Here is a 25,101-nt window from a genome sequence, read left to right as displayed (position 1 = left end):
CTACAGAGTTCCACTCCATCGACAGCACAACCAGGAAGGGGCCACCCGATGGCAGTGGACGAGGGCGTAGCCCCGGCGGACGATACGAGAACAGGGCCGGGTGCCGACGACGGCGGCACGGTCCACCGGCTGAAGCCGAACGCGATCGGCCTGCTGGGCGTGGTCTTCATGGCCGTCGCCACGGCCGCGCCGATCACCGCGATGACGGGCAACGTGCCCTTCATGGTGTCGTCGGGCAACGGCATCGGCGCCCCGGCGAGCTACTTGGTCGCAATGGTCGTCCTGGCAATCTTTGCCGTCGGCTTCACGTCGATGGCGAAGCACATCACGTCAACCGGCGCCTTCTACGGCTTCATCTCCTACGGCCTCGGCCGCACGGTCGGCCTCGCCTCCGGGCTGCTCGCCACCTTCGCGTACGTCGTCTTCGAGCCCGCCCTGATCGGCATCTTCTCGACCTTCGCCACCGACACCATCAAGGACCAGACGGGCGCCCACGTCCCCTGGTGGCTGTTCGCGATCGTCATGCTCGCGATCAACGCCACGGGCACGTGGTTCGGGGTGTCGGTGGCCGAGAAGCTGCTGATCGTCCTCCTCGGCACCGAGGTGACGATCCTCGCCGCGATGGCGATCTCGGTCGCCCTGCACGGCGGCGGCCCGAACGGCTTCACCTTCGCCCCGGTCAACCCGGTCAACGCCTTCCAGGGCACCAGCGCCGGCCTCGGCCTCTTCTTCGCCTTCTGGTCGTGGGTCGGCTTCGAGTCGACGGCGATGTACGGCGAGGAGTCCCGCGACCCGAAGAAGATCATCCCCAAGGCGACGATGATCAGCGTCCTGGGCGTCGGCGTCTTCTACGTCTTCGTGTCCTGGATGGCCATCACGGGCAACGGCGAGAAGGAAGCCGTCGCGGCGGCCTCGTCCTCGAACCCCCTCGCCCTGTTCTTCGACCCCACCGAGCACTACGTCGGCCACTGGGCGGTCGTCGTCATGCAGTGGCTGATGATCACCGGCTCGCTGGCCTGCGGCATGGCCTTCCACAACTGCGCCGCCCGCTACATGTACGCCCTGGGGCGCGAGGGCGTACTCCCCTCCCTCAAGCGGACCATCGGCCGCACCCACGCCGACCACGGCTCCCCGCACATCGCGGGCCTCGTCCAGACGATCATCAGCGCCCTCCTGCTGCTCGCCTTCTGGGCCGCGCACAAGGACCCGTACACGGGTACGTACGTCCTGCTGGCCATCCTCGGCACGATGGCGATCCTCGTCGTCCAGGCCGTCTGCTCCTTCGCGGTCCTGGCCTACTTCCGCAAGAACCACCCGGAGAGCCGCCACTGGTTCCGGACGTTCACGGCCCCGCTCGTCGGCGGCGTGGCGATGCTCGCGGTGGTGGTGCTCCTGGTGTCCAACATGGGCGCCGCGGCGGGCACGGAGTCCGGCTCACTGATCCTCAAGGCGACGCCATGGCTGGTCGCACTGGTCGCGGCGGCCGGCATCGGCTACGCCACCTACCTCAAACACCGCGCCCCCGAACGGTACGCACTGCTGGGGCGGACGGTACTGGAGGAGACCAAGGAGCGCTAGCGGTAAGGGAGTTGAGGACGCGGATCGAGCACCCCCTCGGACGGGGCCGACGCAGGGTACCTGCGTCGGCCCTGGCGCCGGGCTCGCGGTGCGGGTGAAGGTGGGGCTGGGGGCAGGGGGTCTGACAGTGATGCTGATACTCAGGTTCCGGCGGCCGTGGCTCGGGGTCTGACTGACGCCCTGCTGGGCTGTCCTTGTGGTGTACTGTCCGGCCGCCGGAGTCTGTTCTCATGGCTCCGGCCGGGCGGAACATGACCTGATAGGAGCTTGGCCACAAGCCCCTTCACTGTCCTGTCTGCGCCACCCGGCCGGTGCCCACCTCCGGTTGGGAAGGCACCATCAGCATGACATCAGAGGTCGTGAAAGACACCGCGGACCAGGACGTGTTCGGCGGTGTCGACTCCCACGCCGACACCATTCACGTCGCGGTCATCAGCGACAACGGTGGCCACCTCGCCGACGCCGAGTTCGCCACCACCGCTGCCGGATACGCTGCGGCCCTGGCCTTTCTGAACGCCCACGGCCGTGTGAGCGCGATCGGCGTGGAAGGCACCTCCTCCTACGGCGCCGGCTTCACCCGCGCCGCCCGCTCGCACGGGCACCCGGTCATCGAGGTCAACCGGCCCGACCGGGCCGAACGCCGCCGCAGCGGCAAGTCCGACCCCATCGACGCCTACGCCGCCGCCCGCGCCGCCCTGTCCGGGCGGGCCTCCGGCGCTCCCAAGGACGACACCGTCGCCGGCATACGCGCCCTGCACAACGCCGCCCGCTCCGCAGTCAAGGCCCGCACCGCCGCCCTGAACCAGATCACCAACCTCCTCGTCACCGCGCCCGAAGCCATCCGCGCCAGATACGCGCAGCTCAAAGGGACAGACCGCACGGATGCCCTGGCCCGGCTGCGACCGACCGGGGACGCGGTGCACAACGCGGTCCTCACCGCGCTGAAGAGCCTCGCCCGACGCGTCAAGGAACTGACCGCCGAACACGAAGCCCTGACACGGGCCATGGACAGCGAGGTCAGCGCGCACAACCCCGGCCTGCGAGCCGCCTACGGCGTCGGCCCCGACACCGCGGCGCAGCTGCTGGTCACCGCCGGAGGAAATCCCGAACGCATGCGGACCGAGGCATCCTTCGCCGCCCTGTGCGGCGTCGCCCCGGTCCCCGCCTCCAGCGGCAGAACGAACCGGCACCGCCTGTCCCGGGGCGGAGACCGGGATGCCAACGCCGCTCTCTACCGCATCGCCCTCGTCCGCATGTCCAGCGACGCCAGAACCCGCACATACACGGCACGGCAGACCACAGCCGGCCGGACGAAGAAGGAGATCATCCGGCTCCTGAAACGAGCCATTGCCAGGGAGGTCTTCCGCTGCCTCACCACCACCGTCACCGTCCCCGGCATCGCCGACCTGCGGCCCCTACGGCAAGCCCGGAACATCACCCTCACAGCAGTGGCCCAGCACTTCGGGGTCTGGCCCACCACCATCTCGAGACTTGAACGAGGCCTCAGCCGAGACGACGACCTCGCTCATGCCTACCGCGACTGGATCCAGACCGCTTGACAGCAATAGGAGCTTCACCTGGATCGAACGCCCGGCGCGGCTGAAGACGCGACTGGTGGCACTGCGCGCGACCCGCAACAATCACCAGCATGGACGCCCTTCACCCGGCAGGCTACCCACCTGCTATCCAGCCAGATCCACTGCTCTATCCGGAAGTGGCCACAGCCAACGGCAACTGGGTGGCAGCCCTTCGCAATGCCGCCGCCGACATGCATGTCGATCTCGGCACCGTCAGCGGCACCGAGTCTGCGACAGACAGCTGGCGACTCATCGTCGCGAGCGTGGACGCGTCCCGCGGCTCGGTTGTCGTGACACTCGGCGAGCAGGAGCGAGTCTTCGGCATCCGAATATGGTGGACCGGGGTTGGAGAAGCGGCCAGCGGCCGAACCGCCGAACTGCAGACCGTCGTCAACATCGCGCACGCATGGCAGGCAGGGGCCTCAGTCCGCGAACTGGGCGACAAGTGGCCGTTCCTCGAGATCGACGAGCTCACCTTGGCTCACGAGCGAGGTGAGGCTGTTGCCTTCAAATGGCAGATAGTACGAAACACCCCGGATCGGCTGATCGACCACGATATCGTCGAAGCGGCGTACGCGAACCCGCTGTTGCGGAGCCTCTTTCCGTTGATCAGCCACGGGAGTCTGCAGTTCAGCCGCTGCACCCACGCCCCGTGGTCCTACGACGTCCCCAGCCTCTTTCCCCAGTTCGGAGGCGGCTGGAGGGCACAACGCGCCCCAAGGGTCGAGACATTCCGTATCGCTCCCCTCAGACCCCCGAGGAGGCCGTCGCGTCTGTGGTCGAAGGTCTGCCCGACGGCTGTGGCCCAGCAGTGGAAGGCCCTGCGGATCTGCTTCTCGAATAGAGAAACGGGCCACTGTCCAGACCTAAGATCCCTGCTCCCCACGGCGCAACATCCCTGAAGTGAAACCACCGGCCGGGAGACGATCACCCAGAGAAGGAAATCCCTCAGAGGCATCCGCTTGGATGAGCCCGTGACTGTCTATGACGTAGCTCGCCGACTTCCCGCCATCGCCGACCTTCGGGACCTGTGCCGCTCGCTCGCGATGCTCGACGCGATCCTGAGCCCGGACTGGGAGAGCCGGTACCACTCCTTCAACGCCGCTTGGGCCAAAGGCGAGGAGATGGCCTCGATGCGCAACGGGTCGGGAGACGAGTACTCCATCGTGTTCTCGGCCGCAGGGGGCTATGTCCGCGGCTTCGACCACGAATCACCGATGAGCCCGTACGGCCATGATGGCGAGCCCTGGCCGGTAGTGATTGACGATGTTCCCGACGTCTTCAAGCCCTTCGTCCAGGAACCGGCGTTCACCGATGAGGACGACGTGCCCGTCGTGACGGCCTGCTTGTGGCGGGAGGTGACGGATGATCAGTGGCACCACGGCACGATCGACTTCCCCCCGAACCGTGCCGACCCTGATGGGGCCACGGGCCTGTTCCGGCTACTGGTCGACCGTTCACCCGAAGCGTTCCAGCGCTTCGCCGAGGACTATTACGAGGTCTCTGTGGATCTGGAAACGGTGAGTGACGTGTATGCCTTGCGGCCGCTGGACCAGGAACTCGTGTCGTCGTTGAACATCGAGGTCACCCTCGCGGACCTGGCCCAGGACATCTCCGAGATCGGCTATCCGCAGGCCCGCTGAGAGCCGACCTGTCGGATCCACCGCGATGGCGTTGAGGAACGCGCCCACCGGCCGTCCCCGCTGAGCGTCGAACCACGCAGCGCACGCGAGCACCGCGGGTTGGACGCGGTCACGGGCCCCGCTGACACGAGATTCAGCCTCGCACGCAGCGGCCGAATTCCCCGGGCTTGGCCCCGACACCGACCAGGAACGCCTGCCAGCCGCCGGGGGGGGAAGGTGAGCATCGGGCCGCCGGCCTGGTCCTTGCTGTCGCGTACGGCTCGGCCGCCGACGGCCGTGAGGGCCACCTCAGTGCAGTTGCCCTGCGCTCCGGAATACGACGACTTCCAGAACGGGCCTACGATCCTGGCCACGATGTGTCTTCCTCGCTGCTCCGCAGTGCCTGCCGGATGAGTCTGGCGCTGGCGCCCGCTGCCAGTGGGTGGTTCGTTAGTCTTTGAGTTGATCTGCTGTCGCCTGATGGTGTGGCGGCGGGGCGGAATCCGCGGGATCGCGGTGCGGGGTCTGCTGGGGTTGGCGGGGTGAGTGAACGCAAGCCGTATCCGAGTGACTTGTCGGACGAGCAGTGGTCGTTGGATCGAGCCGGTGGTCACCGCATGGAAGGACCGGCGCCGCTCGGTCAGCGGCCACCAGGGCACCTACGACATGCGGGACATCGTGAACATGATCCTCTGCCAGGGGCGGGCCGGCTGCCAGTGGGCCTATCTCCCGCACGACCTGCCGCAGAAGAGCGCGACCCACTACTACTTCGCCGCCTGGCGGGACGACGGAACCGACCAGGTCATCAATGAACTCCTGCGCTGCCAGGTCCGTGAACGCGCCCGCCGATTAGAGGACCCGACCCTGGTGGTCCTGGACACCCAGATTGTCCATGTGGCCGCCGAGGTCCCCGCCGCCACGAGCGGCCACGATCCGGCCAAGCGGGTGCCCGGCCGCAAACGGGGCCTTGCCGTGGACGTCCTCGGGCCTGGTCATCGCAGTCGTCGTCCTCCCCGCGAACACCCACGACAACGACCGGGCCGCTACGGGCAAAGGACGTCTGCGAAGCCCTTGGCCACGAACTGCTGCCGAAGAACGTCGAAGGCACCCGCGCCAAGCTGAAACGCCTGGTCAAACTCGGGATCCTCACCGAGGCCGACACCGGCAACTTCGCCAGGAAGCCCCGCCCGTGAGTCCGTGGCAGCTCTTCTCGCACTGGGTCAGACGCGCTCGGCGATCACATAGACGGAGTTGACCCCGCCCGCCCGAGCGACAGCGACGGAAGCGGTGACAGTTCCCTCGACTGGTCCCTGCGCTCCGCGCCAGGAACTCCCCAGGAAGCTCCAGCCAAAACGCTGCCCTTCCCCGCTGGCGTCCCAGTCCGCAGGTAGGCCCGGCGTGAGCGACCCCACGTCGAGGGTCTGAAGGAGGGACGTCAAGCCGGCGTCGGAAACCCTGAAGTGAAGGAAGAGGGTCCCTTCGGAACCGATCAGCGATTCTTCGTCATGGAAGCGCACGTCCGTCGCCTGGTCGGGCAGGCTCACGCCGTAGTGCGCAAGCACGGTTGCCAGCGACCCGTCGCCATAAACCACGTCGTCCGGCTCCCGGAGATAGTCGTGCGGGTCTGCTTCACCAGGAAGCAGTAGCCAGGCGGCGGCACCCGCCAAGATCGCGACAACGACTACGCTCCACGCGCCATACCACCAACGGGCCGAGCCCCGCTTCCCCTCCGACATGCGCCTATCCAAGCGCGCAATGATCCGCAACGCCACCTAGAGCACCGCTCTGGCCGACAAGTAGACCGGCGTGGTCAGCTGATACTCGCGCAGACGAGCAACCGCGCCCGCCACCAGCCAACCTCACTTAAGCCGCGAGATCCTCGAGACTCTCAAGGACCGACATGCCCCTCAGGTCCTCCAGTGTCACCGCTTCGACCGATGGCTCCGAGGCGGAGCTGAAAGAGGAGAAGGCAGAGGCGGAACCAAGCGGTACGCGCTGCTCGAGCGGACGGTGCTGGAGAAGACCAAGGAGCCCTAGCCGTAGGCGAGTTGAGCACACTCCTCCTCGGTCGGGGCTGACGCACCGTACCCGCGTCAGCCCCGGTGCCAGGCTCGTGGTGTGAGTGAAGGCGGGGCCAGGGGGGGGCCAGTTCGGACGAGGGCCCGACTGCTCATCCCTGATGACCCGAGCAACGGACCGCGCGCACCAGGAGTGTTCCGGTTCTGCGGCTTCCCTCGGGGGCCGGAATCACCCCTGCGGTCACGTCGGTGAACCCGTTTGCCCTCAGGCGCTCGACCCACGTCTCCGGGGTGTAGTCCCAGCGCTTGACGACCAGCGGTTCGGGGTCGTCGAGCCGGTTGATGTACGACGCCTGGCAGCCGTAACAACCCTCGATCGCGGGCCGCTGGGAGAACGTGAGAATCCCGCCCGGGGAGAGCCGGTCCCGAACCGCCGGCAACAGGACGTCGGGGTCGGTGAACCACACCGCGCCGAAGACCGAGTACACCGCGCCGAACCGCTCGCCGCAGTCGGCCAGGTAGTCGACGGCATCACGCTGGTGAAGCTCCAGGCCGTCCCACCGCTCGCGGGCCGCGTCGAGCTGGACGGCCGAGAGATCCACGCCGACAGCCCGTGCGCCGAGCGCGGCCACATGCGCCAGGTTCCCGCCCTTGCCGCACCCCAGCTCCAGGACCGAGGCACCCGGTCCCGCGCCGATCACTTCGGCGCCCGGACCATGGTCGGGGTACTGCGTCCAGTTGAACCACGTCGTCTCGCCCGCCGCGTTCGTCCCGCGCCGGGCCGGCTTCTTCTGCGAGTAGGTGTCCCAGGCCAACGTGTCGGTCATCTGCCGTGCTCCTCGCGGTGGGGCGGTAGGGGCCGTACGCCCGGTCACCGGGGAAGGGCGCCGGGCATACGTGGGTTCAACGAGCGGTCCGAAGGTCAGACCGACTTGGGGCTGTCGTGGCAACCAGCGTGGCACTGATTGCAGTCGGCGATGTCGAGCTCCGGCCAGAAGTCGAGGTCGACGGCGAAGCCCGCCGCCACGATGGCGTCGATCGTGCGCTGCCGGACGGCCTTCGCGCCGCCGTGTTCGGAGCGCTCCAACAGTTCGGGCCGGTGGTGGATCATGCGCCCGGCGACCCGCTGGGAGAACTCGCAGTACGCCTCGGTCCGAAGGATGAACGCGTGCCAGAACGTGTCCACCAGCTCGGACGGGCTCAGCGGCAGGTGGGTTCGGCTGCCTGCCGCGAGGAAGGCCGCCATCTGACCGACGCCCCGGGCCGCGATGTCGGCGGTGATGGTGGGGTCGGCTTTACGGGCATCGACTGCGAGCAGGTTCCTCAGCTCGGGGGTGAGCAGGGTTCCCGCATCGGTCACGGGGCGTTCCTGAACGACCGTCACGGCTGTACCTCCTGTGGTGGGTGGGTCTCGGTGACGTGCTGACAGGGAGTGAACCGCGTGGATCGCGTGGTGATGCGCAGTGGAGCTGCGAGGTCACAGCGCCACTGCGGGTGGGTCTAGACCTGCTCGCGCAGGGTGAGGCCGAGGAATTCCTCAACCTGCTGGATCGTGTCGGCCGGGGTGGCGGCGAGGACGGTGGTGATGCCGAGTGCTTCCGCAGGCGGGAGGTTGCGGGCGGTGTCGTCAACGAACACGCAGTCCTCGGCCGACAGCCCCATCAGACCGAGCATGATCGAGTAGATCTCCGGGTCCGGCTTGCGCATCCCGTAGTGCTCGGAGATCAGCACCGCGTCGTACAACTCGTCGAACTGGTAGCCCGCGTACGGGTCGTAGGGGTTGCTGCCGAGGCTGTTGGAGAAGATCCCCACCCTCACCCCGGCACGCCGGGCGGCCTGGGCCGCGTCGATCATCATGGGCTCGGGGTGCAGGCCGGCCAGCACCCGGCCCAGCAGGTTGAGGGGGTTGGTGCCGAGGATGGCGGCGGTCCCCTCGTTCCACTGGGTCTGTGTGATGGCCCCGCGCTCCAGATCCGCGTACAGCTCCCGCCCGACCGGATCCACCGCGATGGCGTTGAGGAACGTGCCCACCGCCCATCCCTGCTGAGCGTCGAACCACGCGGCGCAAGCGGGCACCGAGGTCGTGAGCACCCCGCCGAAGTCGAGAATCAGACCGTGCCGGATCATGCCGGGCTCCTTGTCGTCAAGGTGGATCGGGCGTGGATGAGGTGCTCGGCCAGGGACCGGCTGGCAGGAGTGCGCGAGGTGCGCAGGGTCTGGTGAAGGGTGGTGATGCGCCGCAGAGTCTCCGTGTGGTGGACCTCTTCCAGCAAGGTCAACGAGGCATGGGCGTCAGCGACGGCAGCCTCGTGGTGTCCGGCGGCGGCATGAGCGTCGGCCCGATCGGCGTGGGCTGTGGCCCGGTGCCGGCGCATGCTCAGCTCTAGCTGCTCCAAGGCGGCATCCAGGATCGGCAGAGCCAGCTCGTGGCGGCCGAGCCGGGACGAGGTCACCGCCTTCGTAGGCGTCGACCTTTCCCAGATCGAACCAGCCGATCCCGCCCCACCGCTCATCGTCCAGCGGCCCGTCCAGCCAGTACCTGGCGGTCTCGATGGCGTTCCGGCAGGCGACTTCGTCGCCCGTCGAGGCGTGCATTTCTGAGGCGACCGCATACACCCACGCGCACATCCGCCGTGACGCGCCGGCCTCTGCGTGGTCGATGGCCGCCAGCGCGCAGTCCAGACCGCCCTCGGGGTCGCCCGCGTAGGACGTATGGAAGGCGCGTCCGGCCAACAACAGCGCGGACAGCTCCGGATCGCTGACGGTCCGTGCGACCTGATCGGCCAGGGCCAGGTACATGTCGCCGTCCAGGCGGTTGCCCAGGTCCAGATAGGACACCACGGCGGCCAGCGCCGTCATCTGCCCCAGCTGTACCAACAGGGCTCGTCTCAACGGCGCCCGTTGCCTGCCGGGCTGGAGGGACAGGAGAAGATTGATCTGCGCGTGCGCGACCGGCAGGAGCGAGGTCGCCGGCACCTGCCGGTACGAATTGCGGTGCGCAACGGCAACCGTCCGAAGCTGCTCGACCGTTGCCGCGTCCACCGAGCCGGTTCGCACCGCGTGCTCGGTCCGCTCAGTATCCGGGATCAGCGCACCGAACGCCCCGGCCAAGCCTGAGGCCAACGACCCTACGAATACCCGCCGTTCCACCCGCGCTGCGCCCTCCGTCCCGGTCTTCCCCGGCAGCCGCGCCGGAGGCTCCTCGGCGGGTGCGGCCGGATAGCGCACGTCGAACGCGAGGATGTGGCCCACGCCCAGGCCGAGCGCCCGTGCGACGGCCTCGGCGGTGTCCACACTGTCCAGCGCGAGGACGCCACGCTCCACCTGCGAGACCCACGACTCCGACCGCCCCACGGCTAACGAAAGGTCGCGCTGCGTCCAGCCCCGGCGACGACGGCCCTTCGCGATCCGCGCGCCCACCGCGTCATCAATTCCGCCCATGCCATGCCCGCCTGCCGCGTTGGTGGAGTGTGCCCGGCATCGTGGACCCCGTCCGTTCAGACTCGCTTCCAGAACGGTACTCACACCAACCCGGTACCGAAGGCGAACGGGCGCCACGCTTGTCCGTGAGGTGTCGCGGTGGTCGGCTTCCCGACAGCGGGCCCGCAACCATCCGATTCTGGATCTTCGACAACAACGCCGACGCCCTGGAAACACCCACCGCAGTAATCAAGGTGACCAGGCCACAGGAAACCGCGCAATACGCGGCGATGTCTGACCAGTTGCAAGAACAGGCGGTCTACGGCCACGACGCGCGCCGACTGATCGCAAGGACCCCGCTGACCAGTGAGCGCGGCTGCCCCGCAGGTTGGGCGCGGTCACGGGTCCCGCTTACGCGAGGTTCAGCCTCGCGCGGAGTGGCCGGACTCCCCGGGCTTGACCCCAGCGATGAAGCTAACCCTCACCAAGCGCGCTGGCGACGTTGACACCGACGCAACAGCCCGACCGACCCGCTCTTCCCTCGTACCCCGAGCGGTACGCCCTGCTGGGCCGGACGGTGCTGGAGGAGACCAAGGAGCGTTGAACTGCTCCCCCAGCTTTTCTGGCGAGCTCTAAGCGACCGTGAGCACGATCTTGCCCTGGATATGGCCCCGGGCGGCGCGTTCGTGCGCCGCCCGGGCCTCCACGAGCGGAAACGTGCTGTCGATCGCGACGCGGACCGTCCCCTCGTCCAACAGGCGTCCCAGTTCAGCGAGTTGGGCGCTGTTCGAGCGGACCTGTGCGGTCGAGACCGTGACGCCCAGCTCGGCGGTCTCGGCCTCGTCGAACTCGCCGGGGAGCACCGGGAAGAGGGCGCCGCCGCGCTTGAGCGTGCGCAGGAAGCGGCTGCTGTCGGGGCCGCCCACGGTGTCGACGACGAGGTCCATGTCTTTCAGGAGTTCCTCGGGGCGATTCCTGGTGTAGTCGATGAAATCGTCGGCGCCGAGCCCACGCAGGAACGATTCATGCGCACCCGACGCCACCGCGACGACCTGCGCGCCCTTCCATTTCGCCAGCTGCAGCGCGAGGTGCCCCACGCCGCCCGCGGCACCGTTGACGAGCACCGTCGTGCCGGCGCCGAGTGCGACCGGGCGGTGTCGCGCCGCCTGGAAGGGCGAGGGGTGATCGTGCCCCACCTCGATCAGGAACTGCCACGCCGTCAGCCCTGCCATGGGCGCCGCGGCGGCGTGCACGTGGTCGATGCCGGCCGGCTTGCGTGCGAGGTCCGAGGCGCGCGCGGCCACGTACTCGGCGTACGCCCTGCCGTCGAAGCCGGGGAAACGAAGGAGACCGAAGACCTCGTCACCGACGGAGAGTCCCTCCACATCGGAGGCGACGGCCTCGACGACACCCGACACGTCCGTCCCCGGAATCACCGGCAGGCGAACCGTCGACTCCGTCTCCCCGGGCATGGTGGTGTAGCCGCCGCGCAGGTACCAGTCCGGAGGGTTGACGCCGACCGCGTGCACGCGGACGAGCACCTCACCCGGCCCCGGCTCGGGAATCGGCACCTCGTCATGACGCAGGACCTCAGGGCCACCGTGCTCATGGAGCCGGACCGCCCTCATCATGTGTGTCGGCATGCCTGTAGGCATGTCTGTAGGCATCGAGTTCTCCTTCTCGCGCTGCGGGATAGACTTATCCGGATCAGTGGTCCGAATATATGGACCACTGATCCGGATAGTCAAACAGTGACGGGAGAGAGATGCGCGCCGACGCCCAGAAGAACCGCGACCACCTGCTCGCGGCAGCGGGTACCGCCATCACCGAGCAGGGCGTCGACGTATCGCTGCGCGACATCGCACGCAGGGCCGATGTCGGACTCGCGACGCTGTTGCGCCACTTCCCGACGCGCGAGGCGCTGCTGGACGCCCTGCTCCGCACGAGCTTCGACGAACTGACGGCAAAGGCGGGCGAGTTCGAGACGTCACACTCACCCAAGGACGCTCTCGTGTCCTGGCTGCGCGACTGCGTCGCGTGGACCACCGAGTACCGGGGCGTGACAGAGCTGATGGCAGCCGCCATCGACGACACCGGATCCGCGCTCCACGCTTCGTGCGTCACCCTGCGCGCGGCCGGCGCGCGGCTCCTCACCCGTGCCCAGGACGCGGGCGTGGCACGGACCGACCTCGACGGCACCGATCTGTTCGCGCTGATCGCGGCGCTCGCATGGCTCAGCGACCAACCCACGCTCGCGCCACGGGCCGATCACCTCATCGACGTGGTCGCGAGCGCGATCCTGACGAATCCGACGCGGTCTTGAGCCGACGCGAACTTGAGCCGACGCAGCCTTGAGCCGACGCAGCCTTGAGCCGACGCAGTCTTGAGCCGATGCGGACTTGAGCCGACGCGGACTTGAGCCGACACAGCCCTGACCCCGTCGCGTCAGCCCTGGCCGAAGGTCCTGGCGCGCTCCTCGCGCCAACGGTCCATCAGCTGAATGAGCTCGCCCTCCAGGAACTCGAAGAAGGCGAGCGTCTCGGCGATCCGCCGGCCCCCGGGACTCTCGACGCCGAGACTGTCGACGCCCACCCGCAGGGTCTGCTCCCAGCGCTTCAGGACGGCGTCGCGGTTGGTCACCGCCTCGTACCACTGGTCACTGTGCACCCGGTACCGCTCGCGCCGCGAGCCGGGCTCGCGCTCGCGCGAGACCATGTGCACCTGGGACAGATAACGCACCGCGCCGGACACGGCGGCCGGGCTGACCCGGAGCTGTTCGCCGAGTTCGGCCGAGGTCAGCGCGCCGGCGTCGGACGCGAGCAGCGCCGCGAAGACCCGGGCCGCCATGCGCTGCATCCCGGCCTCGACGAGCTGCGCGGCGAAGCCCTCGACGAACCTGGACACCGCCTCGGGATCCCGCCCGCTCTCCGCCGCGCCCGGCTTCGGTTCCGTCGTCATGTGTCAGAGTGTAACTGTCATTCATACACTTCCTTAACTTCACAAATTTCTGAAGCAAGCGTACGTTCGGAAACATGACGAAGGCCAGCCCCGCTGTCGAGGTATCCGGACTGCACAAGTCGTTCGGCAGGACGCACGCCCTGGACGGTCTCGACCTGACCGTGGAGACCGGCGAAGTGCACGGCTTCCTCGGCCCCAACGGCTCCGGCAAGTCCACGACCATCCGCGTCCTGCTCGGTCTGCTGCGCGCCGACTCGGGCACCGCGCGGATCCTGGGCCGGGATCCGTGGGCCGACGCGGTGGAGGCGCACCGCCGCATCGCGTACGTCCCCGGCGACGTCACCCTGTGGCGCAACCTCTCCGGCGGCGAGGTCATCGACCTGTACGGCCGGCTGCGCGGCGGCCTCGACCCGGCGCGCCGCGCCACCCTGATCGAACGGTTCGAGCTGGACCCGACCAGGAAGGGCCGCACGTACTCGAAGGGCAACCGCCAGAAGGTGGCCCTGGTGGCGGCGTTCGCCTCGGACGTGGACCTGCTGATCCTCGACGAACCGACCTCAGGGCTCGACCCGTTGATGGAGGAGGTCTTCCAGACCTGCGTGGAGGAGGAGCGCGACAGGGGCCGTACGGTGCTGCTCTCCTCCCACATCCTCAGCGAGGTCGAGGAGTTGTGCGACCGCGTCAGCATCATCCGCAAGGGCCGCACCGTCGAGAGCGGCTCACTGGCCGACCTGCGCCATCTCACCCGGACGAGCATCACGGCGGAACTGGCGGGCGCACCGAACGGGTTGGCGCGGCTGCCCGGCGTGCACGACCTGGACGTTCAGGGCACACGGATCCAACTCCAGGTCGACACCGACAAGTTGGACGCGGTGCTGCGCTCCCTCACGGACGCGGGTGTGCGGTCGCTGAGGTCGACTCCGCCGACGCTGGAGGAGTTGTTCCTGCGCCACTACCAGGGCGAGCCGACCGGGGAGGTGCTGCCCCGATGAGCGCGACAACGACCACCTCCCCCTTGCCGCGTTCGGGAGGCGCGCGCCAACTGGCGGGTACCTGGACGCTGTTGAGGTTCAACCTGCGGCGCGACCGGGTGATGATCCCGCTGTGGGTGGCGGTGACGGCCCTCATGGTCCTGTCCCTCCCGGCCTCCCTGGAGAGCGTGTACTCCACCCCCGCCGAACGTGCCGGCATCGCCCGCCAGTTGTTCACCAACAGCTCACTGCGAGCCACGTACGGCCCGGTCTTCAGCGACTCGATCGGCGGCCTGACCGCCTGGCGCATCGGCGGTTACGCGGCGGTCCTCGCATGCATCATGAGCCTGCTCGTCGTCGTACGGCACACCCGCGACGAGGAGGAGAGCGGCCGTCAGGAACTGGTCTCGTCGGCGATGGTGGGCCGCCGGGCCCCGCTGACGGCGGCCCTGCTCACCGCCCTGGTCGCCAACACCGTGCTGGCGCTGCTGATCGCGGGCGGGCTGGCCGGCCAGGGCGCGTCGGGGGCGCTGGCCCTGGGCCTGGGCATCGGAGGCGTGGGAACGGCGTTCGCCACCCTCACGGCGATCGTCGCGCAGTTCACGGAGAGCGCGCGGCTGGCGAAGGGTCTGACGGGCGGCCTGCTCGGCGCGGCGTTCGTGCTGCGCGCGGCGGGCGACTCCGCGACGAACGGAGGTTCCGCACCGCTGACCTGGATCTCGCCGCTCGGCTGGCTGGAGAACGTCCGGCCGTTCGCGGACGAACGCTGGTGGGTGCTGGGACTGTTCGTGACGGCAACGGCTCTACAGGGCCGGCTGGCCTACGAGTTGGCGGGCCGCCGGGACGTCGGTATGAGTTTCCTCCCGACCCGGCCGGGACCGGCGACCGGCCGTCTGGGCACGGCGGGCGCGCTGGCCTGGCGACTGCAACGGGGCGCCGTCCTCGGCTGGAGCACCGGGTTCCTCGCGGCCGGGGTCGCCTTCGGCGGGCTGACGAAGGGCGCGGCGGACCTGGTCGGCGACAATGCCAAAACCCGGGAGATCATCGAGCGGATGGGCGGGCAGTCGGGCATCGAGGACGCGTTCCTGGCCACGATGGCCGGCATGTTCGGCATGGTGGCGGCGCTGTACGTCGTCGCGTCGGTGCTCCGGCTGCACGCCGAGGAGACCTCCCAGCGGGCCGAGCCCATCCTCGCCAACGCGGTGGGCCGGCTGCGCTGGGCCGGCGGCCACCTGGCGATCGCCTTCGGCGGCGCGGTGTGGATCCTGCTGCTGAGCGGCCTGGGCCTGGCTCTCGGGTACGGGCAGGAGCTGGGCCCGGTACTGGCGGCGAGCCTGGTGCAGGTCCCGGCGGTGTGGGTGCTCGGCGGACTGGCGGTTCTGCTGTACGGAGTGTCGCCCCAACTGGCGGTCGGGGCCTGGGGCGTTGCGGGGTTCGCGCTGCTGCTGGGGTGGATCGGCCCGGCGCTGGACGTACCGCAGGGGGTGCTGGATCTCTCGCCGTTCGGGCATCTGCCGAAGTTGCCGGGCGGGGGGATGGAGTGGGCTCCGGTGCTGGTGCTTACGGGAGTTGCGGCGGGACTGGTGGCCGCAGGGCTCGCGGGGATACGGCGGCGGGATGTGACGGTGTGAAACTGCCTCTCGTACTCCTCATGCTCGGGTCGATGCAATCCTCGGAGTCAGGCAAGCACATCTGGCTCAGGGCCCAGGGCCTGTCCGGCGGATCATGTCGCAGACGCGGTGTCTGGCACGCCGATCTGCGGCGTTGTCTTCCTGCGACGTGATCCGAACGACAGGCCCCAGGTCTGTCTCACTCGTGGGCCGGTCTGATTCCGTCTCATGATCTTGGCGCCTGAGCTGAGAAGCCGTTGTCAGCCGTGCTGCCGTGGCGCCCCCCGCGCGGCACGGCAGCGATCGTCCGACATCAGCCATTCCTCCGCGTCCCGCCGGATCCGCGCCGCGTCGAAGCTCTCGTACTCCCGGATCACCGACCTGGTCGTGCCTCGCTCGCGGTACTCGTCCATGATCGCGACATGCTCCGGCAGGCGTACGAACTCCGCCAGGGCCTGCCGCCCGGTCCACACCGAGACGGATCCGCAGCGCCGGGCCAAGGGCATGACCCACAACCACATGCCGACCGCTCCGTCGAGATGCGGCCAGCGGCGCCGCAGCACGAGGCCGCGACGTGCGATGCCGGGCAGGTCCCGGTACGCGTCGCTGGTGAAGTCGGTGACGCTGACGATCAGCGGTCCGCTCCGGCCACCGCGCGTGCCGCTGTCGACGCCGTTCGCCGCGGCGCGGTCACCAAGGGAGTCCCCGGCCGGCCCCTGGCACCATCCGCTCCTCAGCACGGCCCCGGCGTCCAGGACGGGTCGCGGCCGAGCAGGGCGAGCAACCGGTCGCCCTGCGGGGCGTCGTCGGGGACGGCAATCCGTCCGCAGAACGCGGCACCGGCTCCACGGCCCTCGTCCGGGACCAGAGCGGCGACGCGTAGCGCGGCCGTGGTGAGTTCGGCAGCCGGTTCCCACGGGGCGCCGATCGTCACCGCGATGTCCCAGGCGTGCGCCACGTAGTCGAGCAGGTGGAAGCCGATCGCTGTCCGTCCGGGGACGGTGAAGCCCTCGCCCACCTCCGGCAGCGCGAACCGCCGCTCCAGCACCGCGTCTTCCACGAACGCCGCGGTGACCTCGCCCGCCGACGCCTCGTACGCTCCGGCCGGGTCGTCACCGAGGTCGCCGTCGCGCCATACGGCCCACGGCTCACCCGCACCGCGGGCGGAGGCGGCGAACCCCTCGTTCTGGCTGACCAGATGGCGGAGCAGCCCGTACAGGGTCCAGTCCGCGCACGGCGTCGCCAACCTCAAGTGATCGGTCTTCACCCGGGAGACCAGCTCCCCGGTCAGCAACAGTGCCTGGCGGTCCAGTTGTCGTATGTCCATGGCCGGAGCGTAGAACCGCCCAGTGGTTCGGCTCCAGAGCCAATAAGCTGCCAACTGACTGAGCCAATTCCCGGGCCGATACCGATAACGGCCGAGCCGAGAGCGGAAAGCCGATATGGACGTGCACGTCAGGCTCGACGGGCAGCGCGACCTGTCCGGCCAGATCTACCGTCAGCTGCGCACCGCGATCCACGACGGGCTGCTGCGGCCCGGCGATCCGCTGCCCCCGACCCGGGAGTTGGGCCGCCGCCTCGCGGTGGCCCGCAACACCGTCGGCGTCGCCTACGAACGGCTCGTCGCCGAGGGCTACGCGGACAGCAGGGTCGGCTCCGGGACCTATGTGTGTACGACGGGCCTGCCCACGCGCGAGGCCGCGACCGTCACCGGCTCCACCGGCCCGGGACTGCGCCCGCGGGCCCTGTGGGCGGGCTTGTCGCCGTGGCCGGCCCCGGAGACCGCGGGCCCGACCACGGCGACCCACGACTTCCGGGTCGGCCTGCCGGACGCCCGGCTCTTCCCGTACGACGCCTGGCGTCCCCTGATCTCCCGGGAACTGCGCCTCTCGGCGGCCGGGGCGGCCGGATACGGCGATCCGGCCGGCCACGCCGGGCTGCGGGCCGCGCTCGCCCGGCACATCGGAGTCTCCCGCGGCGTACGGACCGGCCCGGACGACGTACTGGTGACCACCGGCACGCAACAGGCCCTGGACCTCGTTGGGCGGGTGCTGCTCGAACCGGGCGACCGGGTGGCCGTCGAAGAGCCCGGCTATCCACCAGCCCGGCTGCCGTTCCTGGCGCAGGGCGCCGAGGTCACGGGCGTACCGGTGGACGCCGAGGGCCTGCTGGTGGACGCCATTCCGCCGGACACGCGTGCCGTGTACGTCACCCCCGCCCACCAGTTCCCGCTCGGCATGCCGATGTCGCTGCGACGCCGGACGGCGCTCCTGCGGTGGGCGCGGCAGCACGGCGCGGCGGTGATCGAGGACGACTACGACAGCGAGTTCCGGTTCGGCGGGCGGCCGGTCGAGACGCTGCGGAGTCTGGACCGGGACGGACACGTCATCTATGTGGGGTCGTTCTCCAAGGTGATGCTGCCCTCCCTGCGCGTCGGCTTCCTGGTGGCGCCCGCCCCGCTGCGCACAGCACTGCGCACCGCCAAGTACACCGCCGACTGGCACACGGCGGTCCCCACGCAGGCGGCGCTCGCCCGGTTCGTCGACGACGGACTGCTCGCCCGGCACATCAGCCGGATGCGGCACACGTACGCGACCCGGCACCAAGCCGTCACCCGCGCGCTCACCGACCGCTTCACGGACCTGGCCGAGCTGGTGCCGTCTGCCGCGGGCCTGCACGTGACCACTTTCACCCGAGGCCGGCTCGCCGACCCCGACGCCCTCGCGGACCGGGCCGGCCGGGCCAGATCATCCGGCGTGGCCGTCCACACCCTGGCGGAGGTCGCCGCGAACCGCTCCGCACGCCCGGGCTTCGTCTTCGGTTACGGCTCGATCAGCGCCCCGGACATCGAGCCGGGCCTGCACCGCGTACTCGGGGCGTAGGGCCCGCACCCACAAGGATGTTGGTGACCGGAACCCCTGGCACCGCAGGTGCGTCCCTCGTAGGCATGGGACAACGTGCACAGGCCGCCGCGGGATGTCTGACCATCCTCCTCGGCGTGGGCGTCGGGCTGACGGTGTGGGTCGGCAGGGCCCAGGGCCGGGTCCGCCGATTCGAGCAGGGACCCGACTGGAGTGTCTTCTACGCCGAGCTGCCCCTGCTGACCCTCGCCGGAACCGCCGGCGGCCTGGGTGTCTGGGCGGTCCTGCGGGGCGTCGGATCCCGCCTCAGCTCCCGACGCTCACGCTCAGCCCCTCCAGCCCTCTGATCACGAAGTTGGGCTTCCGGGCAGGTTCCGCCACCAGGCCCAGTGTCGGCGCACCCGCCAGCAGCGCCTTCATCGAGGCCGCCAGCTCGATCCGCGCCAGCGGAGCACCGATGCAGTAGTGGATGCCCGCGCTGAACGAGATGTGCGGGTTCTCCGTCCGCGTCAGGTCCAGCGCCCCGGGGTCGGCGAAGACCTCCGGGTCGTGGTTGGCCGCGCCGAACAGGAGCGCCACCTCACTGCCCCTCGGGATCACCGTGCCGTCGATCTCTATGTCGTCCAGTACCCAGCGCTCGAAGAGCTGGAGCGGGGTGTCGTAGCGCATCAGCTCCTCCACTGCGGAGGGGATCAGGGAGTGGTCCGCCCTCAGCGCCGACAACTGGCCCGGGTTGCGGAACAGGGCCCACCAGCCGTTCACCGTCGCGTTGACCGTCGCCTCGTGGCCCGCGTTGAGCAGGAGCACGCACGTCGAGATCATCTCCTGTTCCGTCAGACGGTCGCCCTCGTCGTACGCGGCGATCAGGCCCGAGATCAGGTCCTCGCCGGGCTCCTCGCGGCGGGCCGCGATCAGCTCCCGCAGGTACTCCGTGAACTCCTCCGACGCGCGTACCGCCTTCGCCGCCGTGTCCTCGGACGGGCTCAGCTCGTACATGCCGCAGATGTCCGCCGACCAGGGGCGGAGCGGCGCCCGGTCGGCCTCCGGGATGCCCAGCATCTCCGCGATCACCGCCACCGGCAGCGGCTCCGCCACGTCCGTCAGCAGATCGCCGCCGCCCGCCTTCACCAGGTCGGCCACCAGCTTCGCCGCCAGCTGCTCCACGTACGGCTTCAGTCCCTCCACCGTGCGCGGCGTGAACGCCTTCGACACCAGGCGGCGGATCCGCGTGTGATCCGGCGGCTCCAGGTCCAGCATGCCGTGGTCGTTGAGGGTGTGGAACGGCTCGTGCTCCGGCGGGGGTGCCGTGCGGCCGAAGTCCTCGTGGGTGAAGCGGTGCTGGTAGGTGCGGCCCAGGCGGCGGTCGCGCAGCAGCGCCGAGACGTCCGCGTGGTGCGGGACCAGCCACTGGTTCGTGGGTTCGTAGTACACGACCCGGCCCCGGGCGCGCAGTTGTGCGTACGCGGGGTACGGGTCGGCGACGAACGCCGGGTCCCACGGGTCGAAAGCCAGGTCGAGAGCAGCTGCCATGCAGGGACGCTAGCCCGAGCCACCCCCATCTGACCAGGGACGTCTCACCGTACGGCGGCGCAGACCGACGGCAGGCCGCGGGTGGAGTTCGGGTGCCGGTCACCGCCCCTTCGTCTGTCCTGCCCGTCCGGTACACCGGGCCCGACTGGGATACGGAGAAGCCGTGCGCTCTTGACCCGTCCGGTGATCCCCGGCTTAGGGTGGCCGCCCCCGAACAGGAGTACCCCACCCATGACCAGCCTGTACGTGCGGGAGATCACTCGCGAGGAGCATCTGGCCCATCTGCGGCGGTCTCCCGACGCGAGCCATCTCCAGATCCCCGAGTGGGGCGGCGTGAAGCCCGACTGGCTGCCGGAGAGCATCGGCTGGTTCGAGGGCGAGGCGGCGAATCAGGCGGTGGGCGACGCGATGGTCGCGGCGGCGCTCGTCCTGTACCGGCCGCTGCCCGGGACGCGGCGCTACCTCGCGTATCTTCCCGACGGGCCCGCGATCGACTGGCGGACGCCTCGGCTGGAACGCTGGCTGGACCCGCTCGTCGCCCATCTGGAGCGGATCGGGGCGTTCTCGGTGCGGATCGGGCCGCCCCTGGTCGTACGCCACTGGGACGCGGCCACCGTGACGGCGGGCCTCGCCGACCCCGGCGTACGGCATCTGCGCGAGCTGCCCACCGCCGACATCGACGGCTACGCGCTCGACGCCGCGGAGCGGCTACGGCGGCTCGGGTGGCGGCCGTGCGAGGAGGACGACGGCAACGGTTTCGGCCTCGGCCAGCCCCGCTACGGCTGCCAGATCCCATTGGCGGGCCGTTCGGAGGACGACCTTCGCGCCGCCCTCGCCCCGCACTGGGAACAGGCGTTGCGCACATCCGAGTTGGCAGACGTCAGGGTCTCCTGGGTGTCGGACGCCGACCTGCCCGAGTTCCACCGTCTGTACACCGCGACCGCCGCCCACGACGGCTTCAAGGCACGCCCGCTGGACTACTTCCGGCGCATGTGGCAGGCCCTGAACGCCGAGGACGACGACCGGCTCCGCCTCTACGTCGCCGAGTACGAGGGCGAGGTGCTCTCCGGGGCCCTCATGATCAACGTCGGCTCCCGGGTCTGGCACTCGTACCCCGCGTCCGGCCGCCAGGGGCGCCAACTCCGGCCCAGCAGCGCGCTGTTGTGGCGCATGCTGTGCGACGCGCGGTCGTCGGGCGCCGAGACGTACGACCTGCGCTCCATCACCCCCGTCCTCACCGAGGACCGCCTCCTCGGCCGGCTGCACTTCAAGACGGGGGCCGGCGGCCAGGCCGTGGAGTACCTCGGGGAGTGGGAACTGCCGGTGGGCAGCCAGGGCAGGATGCTGCAACGGGCGTTGCGGGTCTACCTCGGCCGCAGATGACCCCGACCGGGAGCCCGCCGCCCCCTCACCCCACCGTCACCGAACGCCCCTCACCCCGGCGTCACCAGCCGTGCCTCGTACGCGAACACCGCCGCCTGGGTGCGGTCCCGCAGGCCCAGTTTCACCAGGATGCGGCTGACGTGCGTCTTGATCGTCGACTCGGCGACCACCAGCCGCCCCGCGATCTCCACGTTCGACAGGCCCTCCGCGATGAGTACCAGCACCTCGGTCTCCCGGTCGGTCAGCTCGCCGTACGCCGACCGCGCGCCCGCCATGACACGCGGCACCTCGGAGAGTTTCGAGAACTCCGTGATCAGGCGCCGGGTGACCGAGGGGGCGAGCAGCGCCTCCCCGGCCGCCACCACCCGTACTCCCTCGGCCAGTTGGCGTGCCGACGCGTCCTTCAGCAGGAAGCCCGACGCGCCCGCCCGCAGCGCCTGGTACACGTACTCGTCGAGGTCGAACGTCGTCAGCACCAGCACCTTCGCCGAGTCGTCCGCCGCGACGATCTCCCGGGTCGCCTCGATACCGTTCAGTTCGGGCATCCGGATGTCCATCAGGACGACGTCCGGGGCGAGTTCACGCACCCGCTCCACCGCGTCGCGGCCGTTCACCGCCTCGCCGGCGACCTCGATGCCCGGCATCGCGTTCAACAGCACGGAGAAGCCCTCGCGGACCATCACCTGGTCGTCCACGATCAGTACGCGGATCGCAGGGGCGCTCATGCCTCGCCCGCTCCGTCCTCGTCCGTGACGCGCGCGACCGGGAGGAAGACCGTGACCTCGTAGCCGCCGTCGGCCGCCGGGGCCGTCGTCATCTCGCCGCCGAGCATGGAGACCCGCTCGCGCATCCCCGTGAGACCGTGCCCCGCGCCCTGGGTCGGCGTCTGCTTCACGAACGACGACATGACTCCCGCAGGGCCGTTGACTATCCGCAGGCCCAACCCGCCCAGCACGTACCCGATTTCGACGCGCGCGCTCGCACCCGGCGCGTGCCGCAGCGTGTTGCTCAGCGCCTCCTGCACGATCCGGTACGCCGACAGCTCGACGCCCTGCGGGAGTTCACGCACCGCGCCCGTCACCACCTTGTCGACGGCGAGGCCCGCCTCGCGCACGTTCGCGAGCAGCCCGTCGAGGTCGGACAGGGTGGGCTGCGGGGAGTCGGGAGCCTCGTAGTCCTCCGCGCGTACGACGCCCAGGACCCGGCGCAGTTCGGTGAGCGCGGCCACCGCGTTCTCACGGATCGTCGAGAAGGCCTTCGCCAGCTCCTCGGGCGGGTTCTCCACCCGGTAGGGCGCCGCCTCCGCCTGGATGGCGACGACCATCATGTGGTGCGCGACCACGTCGTGCAGCTCACGCGCGATGGTCGTGCGCTCCTCCAGCACGGTGCGCTTGGAACGCTCGTGCGCGGTCACCGTCTGCTGGGCGGTCACCTCCTCCTCGGCGGCCCGGCGCACCAGCGCCACGGTCACCACGAGCAGCGCCAGCGCGGAGACGGAGAGGAAGGGCATGGCGTTGCTGCCGAAGTAGCGGTCACCGTAGAGGCCCTCGGCGCCTATGCCGTAAGCCGCCGTCAGCACCCACATCCAGGCGGCCGTACGCGGCCGGGTCCGGGCGGCCACGACCGTCAGCACCACCAGGTGGGCGACGAAACTCGCGGGCAGCCAGGGAAAGTCGCTGTTCCCGTCCTGGACCCAGGCGACGACCGGGATCGAGACCAGGGAGAACCAGAAGGCCCCGACCGGCCGGACCAGCGTCAGCAGGATCGGCCCCAGAGAGAAGAAGGTCATCGCCAGCGCCGCCTGCAACTCCCCCTCGCTGTCGTCGAAGGAGACACGCACGGCGAGCAACCCGGCGACGACCACCAGGACGTGCCGCGTCCAGACCTCCAACGGGCGCAGCGGCCCGGGCAGCACCCGGGCGAGCCGGCCGGGCTTGTCCTTCGGGGGCAGCGGGCGGTAGGTGAAGAAGTCGTCGAACAGGTCGGCGCGCAGCCCCTTCAGCGCATCCATGGCCAGCCGGAACTCGGGGCTGCGCGACGGCCCGTCGACCGCCGTCCTCGGCTCAGTGTTCATCCGCGTGTACGTCATCTCAGTCACATAGAGCACGCTAGGCGGCGGGCGGGCCACGGTCGTCCGCAGTGAGAGGGGTTCTCCGCCGTCCACCTCAGGTACTACGGCACCCGCCACGAGGACGAGTGCGAGGACGAGGACGGCGACAGGCAGTACTCACCACGCCAGTTGTGCGATCTCCTCCGCCACCACCGCGCACGCGTCCGCCACCGGGTCGATCAGCGGGAAGTGACCGACGTCCGCGAGGAGCGTCACACCGACCACCTCACCGGCCTTCGCCGCAGCGTCCGCGTACGACTCGGCGACCATCTCCGGTACGACCGTGTCGGCGCGCCCCTGTACGAGGGTGGTCGCGATGCCGGTGGGGAGCAGCAGCGCCGGGTCGGCGTAGGGCTGACGCTCGGCGAACTGCCCTTCCCCGCCAAGGAGTTGGTGGACGGCGCCGGAGCAGACGTCCAGTTTCCCGGCGACGCCGAAGTCCGCGATCGGAGCGAGGGCGACCACACCGCGCAGCGGGGCCGGACGGGCCAGGAACCAGGGCGCGTCGGCGGGGAGGAGGTGCCGGCCGGAGGCCCACAGGGCCAGGTGCCCGCCCGCCGAGTGCCCGGTGACGACCATGCGGCGCGGGTCGGCCTGCGGGAGGTGGGTCGCGGCGAGCGCGGGCAGGGCGTCCAGTGCCGCCGCGACGTCGTCGAAGGTGTCGGGCCAGCGCCCGGCGACAGTGGGGTCGTCCCCGCCCCGCCGGTACTCCACGTTGGCCACGGCGAACCCGCGCCGGGCCAGGAACGCGGCGAACGGCGTGACGTGCCGGCGGTCGTACGGCGCCCGCCAGGCACCCCCGTGCAGCACGACGACCAGCGGCACGCTCGCGTCGTCCGGCAACGGCGCGGGGCCACGCGGGGCGTAGAAGTCGATCACCTGGTCGGGATGGTCGCCGTACGCGGCGGTGGCGTCGGGGTCGACGGGCGGGTGCGAGAAGGCGGACCGCTCCTCTTCCGCCGCGCGCGCGGCAGCCTCCGCAGCGCCGTGCTCCCGTGCTACGGCATCGTCCGGCATGCTCCAACCTCTCAGCGACGTAAAGGATTTGGCGGACCTGGAGAGAATTCGGCCGTTGCCGGGACGCTATCAGGCCCCGTGACGTGCGCTGACACACGGAAGTGACGCTCGGCGCACATGTACACATTCCCGGCGACGGCCGACGCATCTGTCACGCCGACCGCCACCGAATCACGTCCGCCCCTGCGCCCGATCCCAACCGCAAGTCCGGGCCCGATCCCAAGTCCGAGCCCAATCCGAATCCCGGCCCAATCCGAATCCCGGCCCAATCCGAATCCCGGCCCGAGCCGCGAGTCCCGGCCCGAGCACAAGTCCGACCGCGAGTCCCGGCCGCGAGTCCCAGCCCGAGCCGCGATTCCCAGCCCTAGCCCGAGTCCGACCGCGAGTCCCGACCCGAGCCCAAGTCCGCGCCCGACCGCGAGTCCCGACCCGAGCCCAAGTCCGCG

General features: G+C 70.0%; 24 protein-coding genes and 1 pseudogene. 11 read left to right on the top strand and 14 right to left on the bottom strand.

Annotated features, from left to right (window positions below; genetic code table 11):
* The first annotated feature begins 48 nt into the window (after positions 1-48).
* The 4 genes from ACW4TU_RS24575 (at position 49) to ACW4TU_RS24560 (ending at position 4,798) form a co-directional block, all read left to right on the top strand.
* Entirely contained in the window at positions 49-1,578 is a 1,530-nt protein-coding gene (locus ACW4TU_RS24575; protein WP_457416935.1) for an APC family permease, read from the top strand.
* A 344-nt stretch (positions 1,579-1,922) separates the two neighbouring features.
* Complete coding sequence (locus ACW4TU_RS24570) at positions 1,923-3,137, top strand: IS110 family RNA-guided transposase (protein ID WP_457416934.1); 1,215 nt, start codon at positions 1,923-1,925, stop codon at positions 3,135-3,137.
* An 89-nt stretch (positions 3,138-3,226) separates the two neighbouring features.
* Positions 3,227-4,057 (top strand): DUF6193 family natural product biosynthesis protein, encoded by an 831-nt coding sequence (locus ACW4TU_RS24565; RefSeq protein ID WP_457416933.1) that lies wholly within the window; start codon positions 3,227-3,229, stop codon positions 4,055-4,057.
* Between the two features lie 72 nt (positions 4,058-4,129).
* On the top strand, positions 4,130-4,798 hold the full coding sequence (locus tag ACW4TU_RS24560) for a hypothetical protein (RefSeq protein ID WP_457416932.1): 669 nt from the start codon (positions 4,130-4,132) through the stop codon (positions 4,796-4,798).
* Here ACW4TU_RS24560 and ACW4TU_RS24555 read toward each other — a convergent pair.
* On the bottom strand, positions 4,780-5,085 hold the full coding sequence (locus ACW4TU_RS24555; RefSeq protein ID WP_457430283.1) for a hypothetical protein: 306 nt from the start codon (positions 5,083-5,085) through the stop codon (positions 4,780-4,782). The genes ACW4TU_RS24560 and ACW4TU_RS24555 overlap by 19 nt on opposite strands.
* 234 nt (positions 5,086-5,319) lie before the next feature.
* On the opposite strand from ACW4TU_RS24555, the pseudogene ACW4TU_RS24550 reads away from it, so the two are divergent.
* A pseudogene (locus ACW4TU_RS24550) lies at positions 5,320-5,810 on the top strand (transposase); the annotation flags it as partial.
* 187 nt (positions 5,811-5,997) lie between these two features.
* Here the strand turns inward: ACW4TU_RS24550 and ACW4TU_RS24545 are convergent.
* The 6 genes from ACW4TU_RS24545 to ACW4TU_RS24520 all read right to left on the bottom strand — a co-directional run bounded on the left by ACW4TU_RS24545 (position 5,998) and on the right by ACW4TU_RS24520 (position 11,858).
* A complete protein-coding gene (locus ACW4TU_RS24545; protein ID WP_457416931.1) occupies positions 5,998-6,513 on the bottom strand; it encodes a hypothetical protein in 516 nt (171 codons plus the stop codon).
* A gap of 434 nt (positions 6,514-6,947) precedes the next feature.
* Positions 6,948-7,622 carry a class I SAM-dependent DNA methyltransferase gene (locus tag ACW4TU_RS24540; RefSeq protein WP_457416930.1) on the bottom strand — a complete coding sequence of 225 codons (675 nt, stop codon included), beginning with the start codon at positions 7,620-7,622 and terminating at the stop codon, positions 6,948-6,950.
* Positions 7,623-7,717: 95 nt separating this feature from the next.
* Positions 7,718-8,155 (bottom strand): glycine-rich domain-containing protein, encoded by a 438-nt coding sequence (locus ACW4TU_RS24535; RefSeq protein WP_457416929.1) that lies wholly within the window; start codon positions 8,153-8,155, stop codon positions 7,718-7,720.
* A 140-nt stretch (positions 8,156-8,295) separates the two neighbouring features.
* Positions 8,296-8,922, bottom strand: coding sequence for an HAD family hydrolase (locus ACW4TU_RS24530; protein ID WP_457416928.1), 627 nt, complete (start codon positions 8,920-8,922; stop codon positions 8,296-8,298).
* A gap of 165 nt (positions 8,923-9,087) precedes the next feature.
* A complete protein-coding gene (locus ACW4TU_RS24525) occupies positions 9,088-10,236 on the bottom strand; it encodes a helix-turn-helix domain-containing protein (RefSeq protein WP_457416927.1) in 1,149 nt (382 codons plus the stop codon).
* Positions 10,237-10,847: 611 nt separating this feature from the next.
* Positions 10,848-11,858, bottom strand: coding sequence for an NADP-dependent oxidoreductase (locus ACW4TU_RS24520; RefSeq protein WP_457430282.1), 1,011 nt, complete (start codon positions 11,856-11,858; stop codon positions 10,848-10,850).
* Positions 11,859-11,980: 122 nt separating this feature from the next.
* Here ACW4TU_RS24520 and ACW4TU_RS24515 point away from each other — a divergent pair, with 122 nt between their 5' ends.
* Positions 11,981-12,538, top strand: coding sequence for a TetR/AcrR family transcriptional regulator (locus tag ACW4TU_RS24515; RefSeq protein WP_457416926.1), 558 nt, complete (start codon positions 11,981-11,983; stop codon positions 12,536-12,538).
* 122 nt (positions 12,539-12,660) lie between these two features.
* Here the strand turns inward: ACW4TU_RS24515 and ACW4TU_RS24510 are convergent, their stop codons facing one another.
* Positions 12,661-13,173, bottom strand: a complete 513-nt coding sequence (locus ACW4TU_RS24510; protein ID WP_457416925.1) for a GbsR/MarR family transcriptional regulator — start codon at positions 13,171-13,173, stop codon at positions 12,661-12,663.
* A gap of 74 nt (positions 13,174-13,247) precedes the next feature.
* On the opposite strand from ACW4TU_RS24510, the gene ACW4TU_RS24505 reads away from it, so the two are divergent.
* Complete coding sequence (locus tag ACW4TU_RS24505; protein ID WP_457416924.1) at positions 13,248-14,165, top strand: ABC transporter ATP-binding protein; 918 nt, start codon at positions 13,248-13,250, stop codon at positions 14,163-14,165.
* Entirely contained in the window at positions 14,162-15,775 is a 1,614-nt protein-coding gene (locus ACW4TU_RS24500) for an ABC transporter permease (protein ID WP_457416923.1), read from the top strand. Before ACW4TU_RS24505 ends, ACW4TU_RS24500 begins: the two co-directional genes overlap by 4 nt.
* Positions 15,776-16,014: 239 nt before the next feature.
* On the opposite strand, the gene ACW4TU_RS24495 is transcribed toward ACW4TU_RS24500, so the two are convergent.
* A complete protein-coding gene (locus ACW4TU_RS24495) occupies positions 16,015-16,494 on the bottom strand; it encodes a hypothetical protein (RefSeq protein WP_457416922.1) in 480 nt (159 codons plus the stop codon).
* Positions 16,488-17,081 carry a TIGR03086 family metal-binding protein gene (locus tag ACW4TU_RS24490; protein ID WP_457416921.1) on the bottom strand — a complete coding sequence of 198 codons (594 nt, stop codon included), beginning with the start codon at positions 17,079-17,081 and terminating at the stop codon, positions 16,488-16,490. The genes ACW4TU_RS24495 and ACW4TU_RS24490 overlap by 7 nt, the downstream gene beginning before the upstream one ends.
* A gap of 115 nt (positions 17,082-17,196) precedes the next feature.
* Between ACW4TU_RS24490 and pdxR the strand changes: the two genes are divergently transcribed.
* Both pdxR and ACW4TU_RS24480 read left to right on the top strand, forming a co-directional pair.
* The gene (gene pdxR / locus ACW4TU_RS24485; RefSeq protein WP_457416920.1) at positions 17,197-18,636 is read left to right on the top strand and encodes a MocR-like pyridoxine biosynthesis transcription factor PdxR; all 1,440 of its coding nucleotides are present in this window, start codon (positions 17,197-17,199) and stop codon (positions 18,634-18,636) included.
* 65 nt (positions 18,637-18,701) lie between these two features.
* On the top strand, positions 18,702-18,962 hold the full coding sequence (locus ACW4TU_RS24480) for a hypothetical protein (RefSeq protein WP_457416919.1): 261 nt from the start codon (positions 18,702-18,704) through the stop codon (positions 18,960-18,962).
* Here the strand turns inward: ACW4TU_RS24480 and ACW4TU_RS24475 are convergent.
* Positions 18,922-20,145 (bottom strand): cytochrome P450, encoded by a 1,224-nt coding sequence (locus ACW4TU_RS24475; RefSeq protein WP_457416918.1) that lies wholly within the window; start codon positions 20,143-20,145, stop codon positions 18,922-18,924. The genes ACW4TU_RS24480 and ACW4TU_RS24475 overlap by 41 nt on opposite strands.
* A 231-nt stretch (positions 20,146-20,376) precedes the next feature.
* On the opposite strand from ACW4TU_RS24475, the gene ACW4TU_RS24470 reads away from it, so the two are divergent.
* Entirely contained in the window at positions 20,377-21,528 is a 1,152-nt protein-coding gene (locus tag ACW4TU_RS24470; protein WP_457416917.1) for a lipid II:glycine glycyltransferase FemX, read from the top strand.
* A gap of 50 nt (positions 21,529-21,578) precedes the next feature.
* Here the strand turns inward: ACW4TU_RS24470 and ACW4TU_RS24465 are convergent, their stop codons facing one another.
* From ACW4TU_RS24465 to ACW4TU_RS24455, 3 genes are all read right to left on the bottom strand, one after another.
* On the bottom strand, positions 21,579-22,253 hold the full coding sequence (locus ACW4TU_RS24465; RefSeq protein WP_457416916.1) for a response regulator: 675 nt from the start codon (positions 22,251-22,253) through the stop codon (positions 21,579-21,581).
* Entirely contained in the window at positions 22,250-23,617 is a 1,368-nt protein-coding gene (locus ACW4TU_RS24460) for a sensor histidine kinase (protein WP_457430280.1), read from the bottom strand. Before ACW4TU_RS24460 ends, ACW4TU_RS24465 begins: the two co-directional genes overlap by 4 nt.
* A 138-nt stretch (positions 23,618-23,755) precedes the next feature.
* Complete coding sequence (locus tag ACW4TU_RS24455; protein ID WP_457416915.1) at positions 23,756-24,655, bottom strand: alpha/beta hydrolase; 900 nt, start codon at positions 24,653-24,655, stop codon at positions 23,756-23,758.
* Positions 24,656-25,101 lie beyond the last annotated feature (446 nt).

The sequence above is a fragment of the Streptomyces kryoterrae genome (assembly GCF_054072135.1).
Note: the sequence above shows the minus strand (reverse complement) of the source record. Positions and strands in the feature narration are given on the sequence as shown.

What these genes read in the sequence shown, in the direction of transcription:
- ACW4TU_RS24515 (WP_457416926.1), top strand. Translation starts at nt 11,981, where the DNA reads ATGCGCGCCGACGCCCAGAAGAACCGCGACCACCTGCTCGCGGCAGCG.
- ACW4TU_RS24530 (WP_457416928.1), bottom strand. Translation starts at nt 8,922, where the DNA reads ATGATCCGGCACGGTCTGATTCTCGACTTCGGCGGGGTGCTCACGACC.
- ACW4TU_RS24505 (WP_457416924.1), top strand. Translation starts at nt 13,248, where the DNA reads ATGACGAAGGCCAGCCCCGCTGTCGAGGTATCCGGACTGCACAAGTCG.
- ACW4TU_RS24540 (WP_457416930.1), bottom strand. Translation starts at nt 7,622, where the DNA reads ATGACCGACACGTTGGCCTGGGACACCTACTCGCAGAAGAAGCCGGCC.
- pdxR (WP_457416920.1), top strand. Translation starts at nt 17,197, where the DNA reads ATGGACGTGCACGTCAGGCTCGACGGGCAGCGCGACCTGTCCGGCCAG.
- ACW4TU_RS24465 (WP_457416916.1), bottom strand. Translation starts at nt 22,253, where the DNA reads ATGAGCGCCCCTGCGATCCGCGTACTGATCGTGGACGACCAGGTGATG.
- ACW4TU_RS24500 (WP_457416923.1), top strand. Translation starts at nt 14,162, where the DNA reads ATGAGCGCGACAACGACCACCTCCCCCTTGCCGCGTTCGGGAGGCGCG.
- ACW4TU_RS24480 (WP_457416919.1), top strand. Translation starts at nt 18,702, where the DNA reads ATGGGACAACGTGCACAGGCCGCCGCGGGATGTCTGACCATCCTCCTC.
- ACW4TU_RS24570 (WP_457416934.1), top strand. Translation starts at nt 1,923, where the DNA reads ATGACATCAGAGGTCGTGAAAGACACCGCGGACCAGGACGTGTTCGGC.
- ACW4TU_RS24455 (WP_457416915.1), bottom strand. Translation starts at nt 24,655, where the DNA reads ATGCCGGACGATGCCGTAGCACGGGAGCACGGCGCTGCGGAGGCTGCC.
- ACW4TU_RS24460 (WP_457430280.1), bottom strand. Translation starts at nt 23,617, where the DNA reads ATGACGTACACGCGGATGAACACTGAGCCGAGGACGGCGGTCGACGGG.
- ACW4TU_RS24490 (WP_457416921.1), bottom strand. Translation starts at nt 17,081, where the DNA reads ATGGACATACGACAACTGGACCGCCAGGCACTGTTGCTGACCGGGGAG.
- ACW4TU_RS24475 (WP_457416918.1), bottom strand. Translation starts at nt 20,145, where the DNA reads ATGGCAGCTGCTCTCGACCTGGCTTTCGACCCGTGGGACCCGGCGTTC.
- ACW4TU_RS24565 (WP_457416933.1), top strand. Translation starts at nt 3,227, where the DNA reads ATGGACGCCCTTCACCCGGCAGGCTACCCACCTGCTATCCAGCCAGAT.
- ACW4TU_RS24575 (WP_457416935.1), top strand. Translation starts at nt 49, where the DNA reads ATGGCAGTGGACGAGGGCGTAGCCCCGGCGGACGATACGAGAACAGGG.
- ACW4TU_RS24525 (WP_457416927.1), bottom strand. Translation starts at nt 10,236, where the DNA reads ATGGGCGGAATTGATGACGCGGTGGGCGCGCGGATCGCGAAGGGCCGT.
- ACW4TU_RS24510 (WP_457416925.1), bottom strand. Translation starts at nt 13,173, where the DNA reads ATGACGACGGAACCGAAGCCGGGCGCGGCGGAGAGCGGGCGGGATCCC.
- ACW4TU_RS24545 (WP_457416931.1), bottom strand. Translation starts at nt 6,513, where the DNA reads ATGTCGGAGGGGAAGCGGGGCTCGGCCCGTTGGTGGTATGGCGCGTGG.
- ACW4TU_RS24470 (WP_457416917.1), top strand. Translation starts at nt 20,377, where the DNA reads ATGACCAGCCTGTACGTGCGGGAGATCACTCGCGAGGAGCATCTGGCC.
- ACW4TU_RS24520 (WP_457430282.1), bottom strand. Translation starts at nt 11,858, where the DNA reads ATGCCGACACACATGATGAGGGCGGTCCGGCTCCATGAGCACGGTGGC.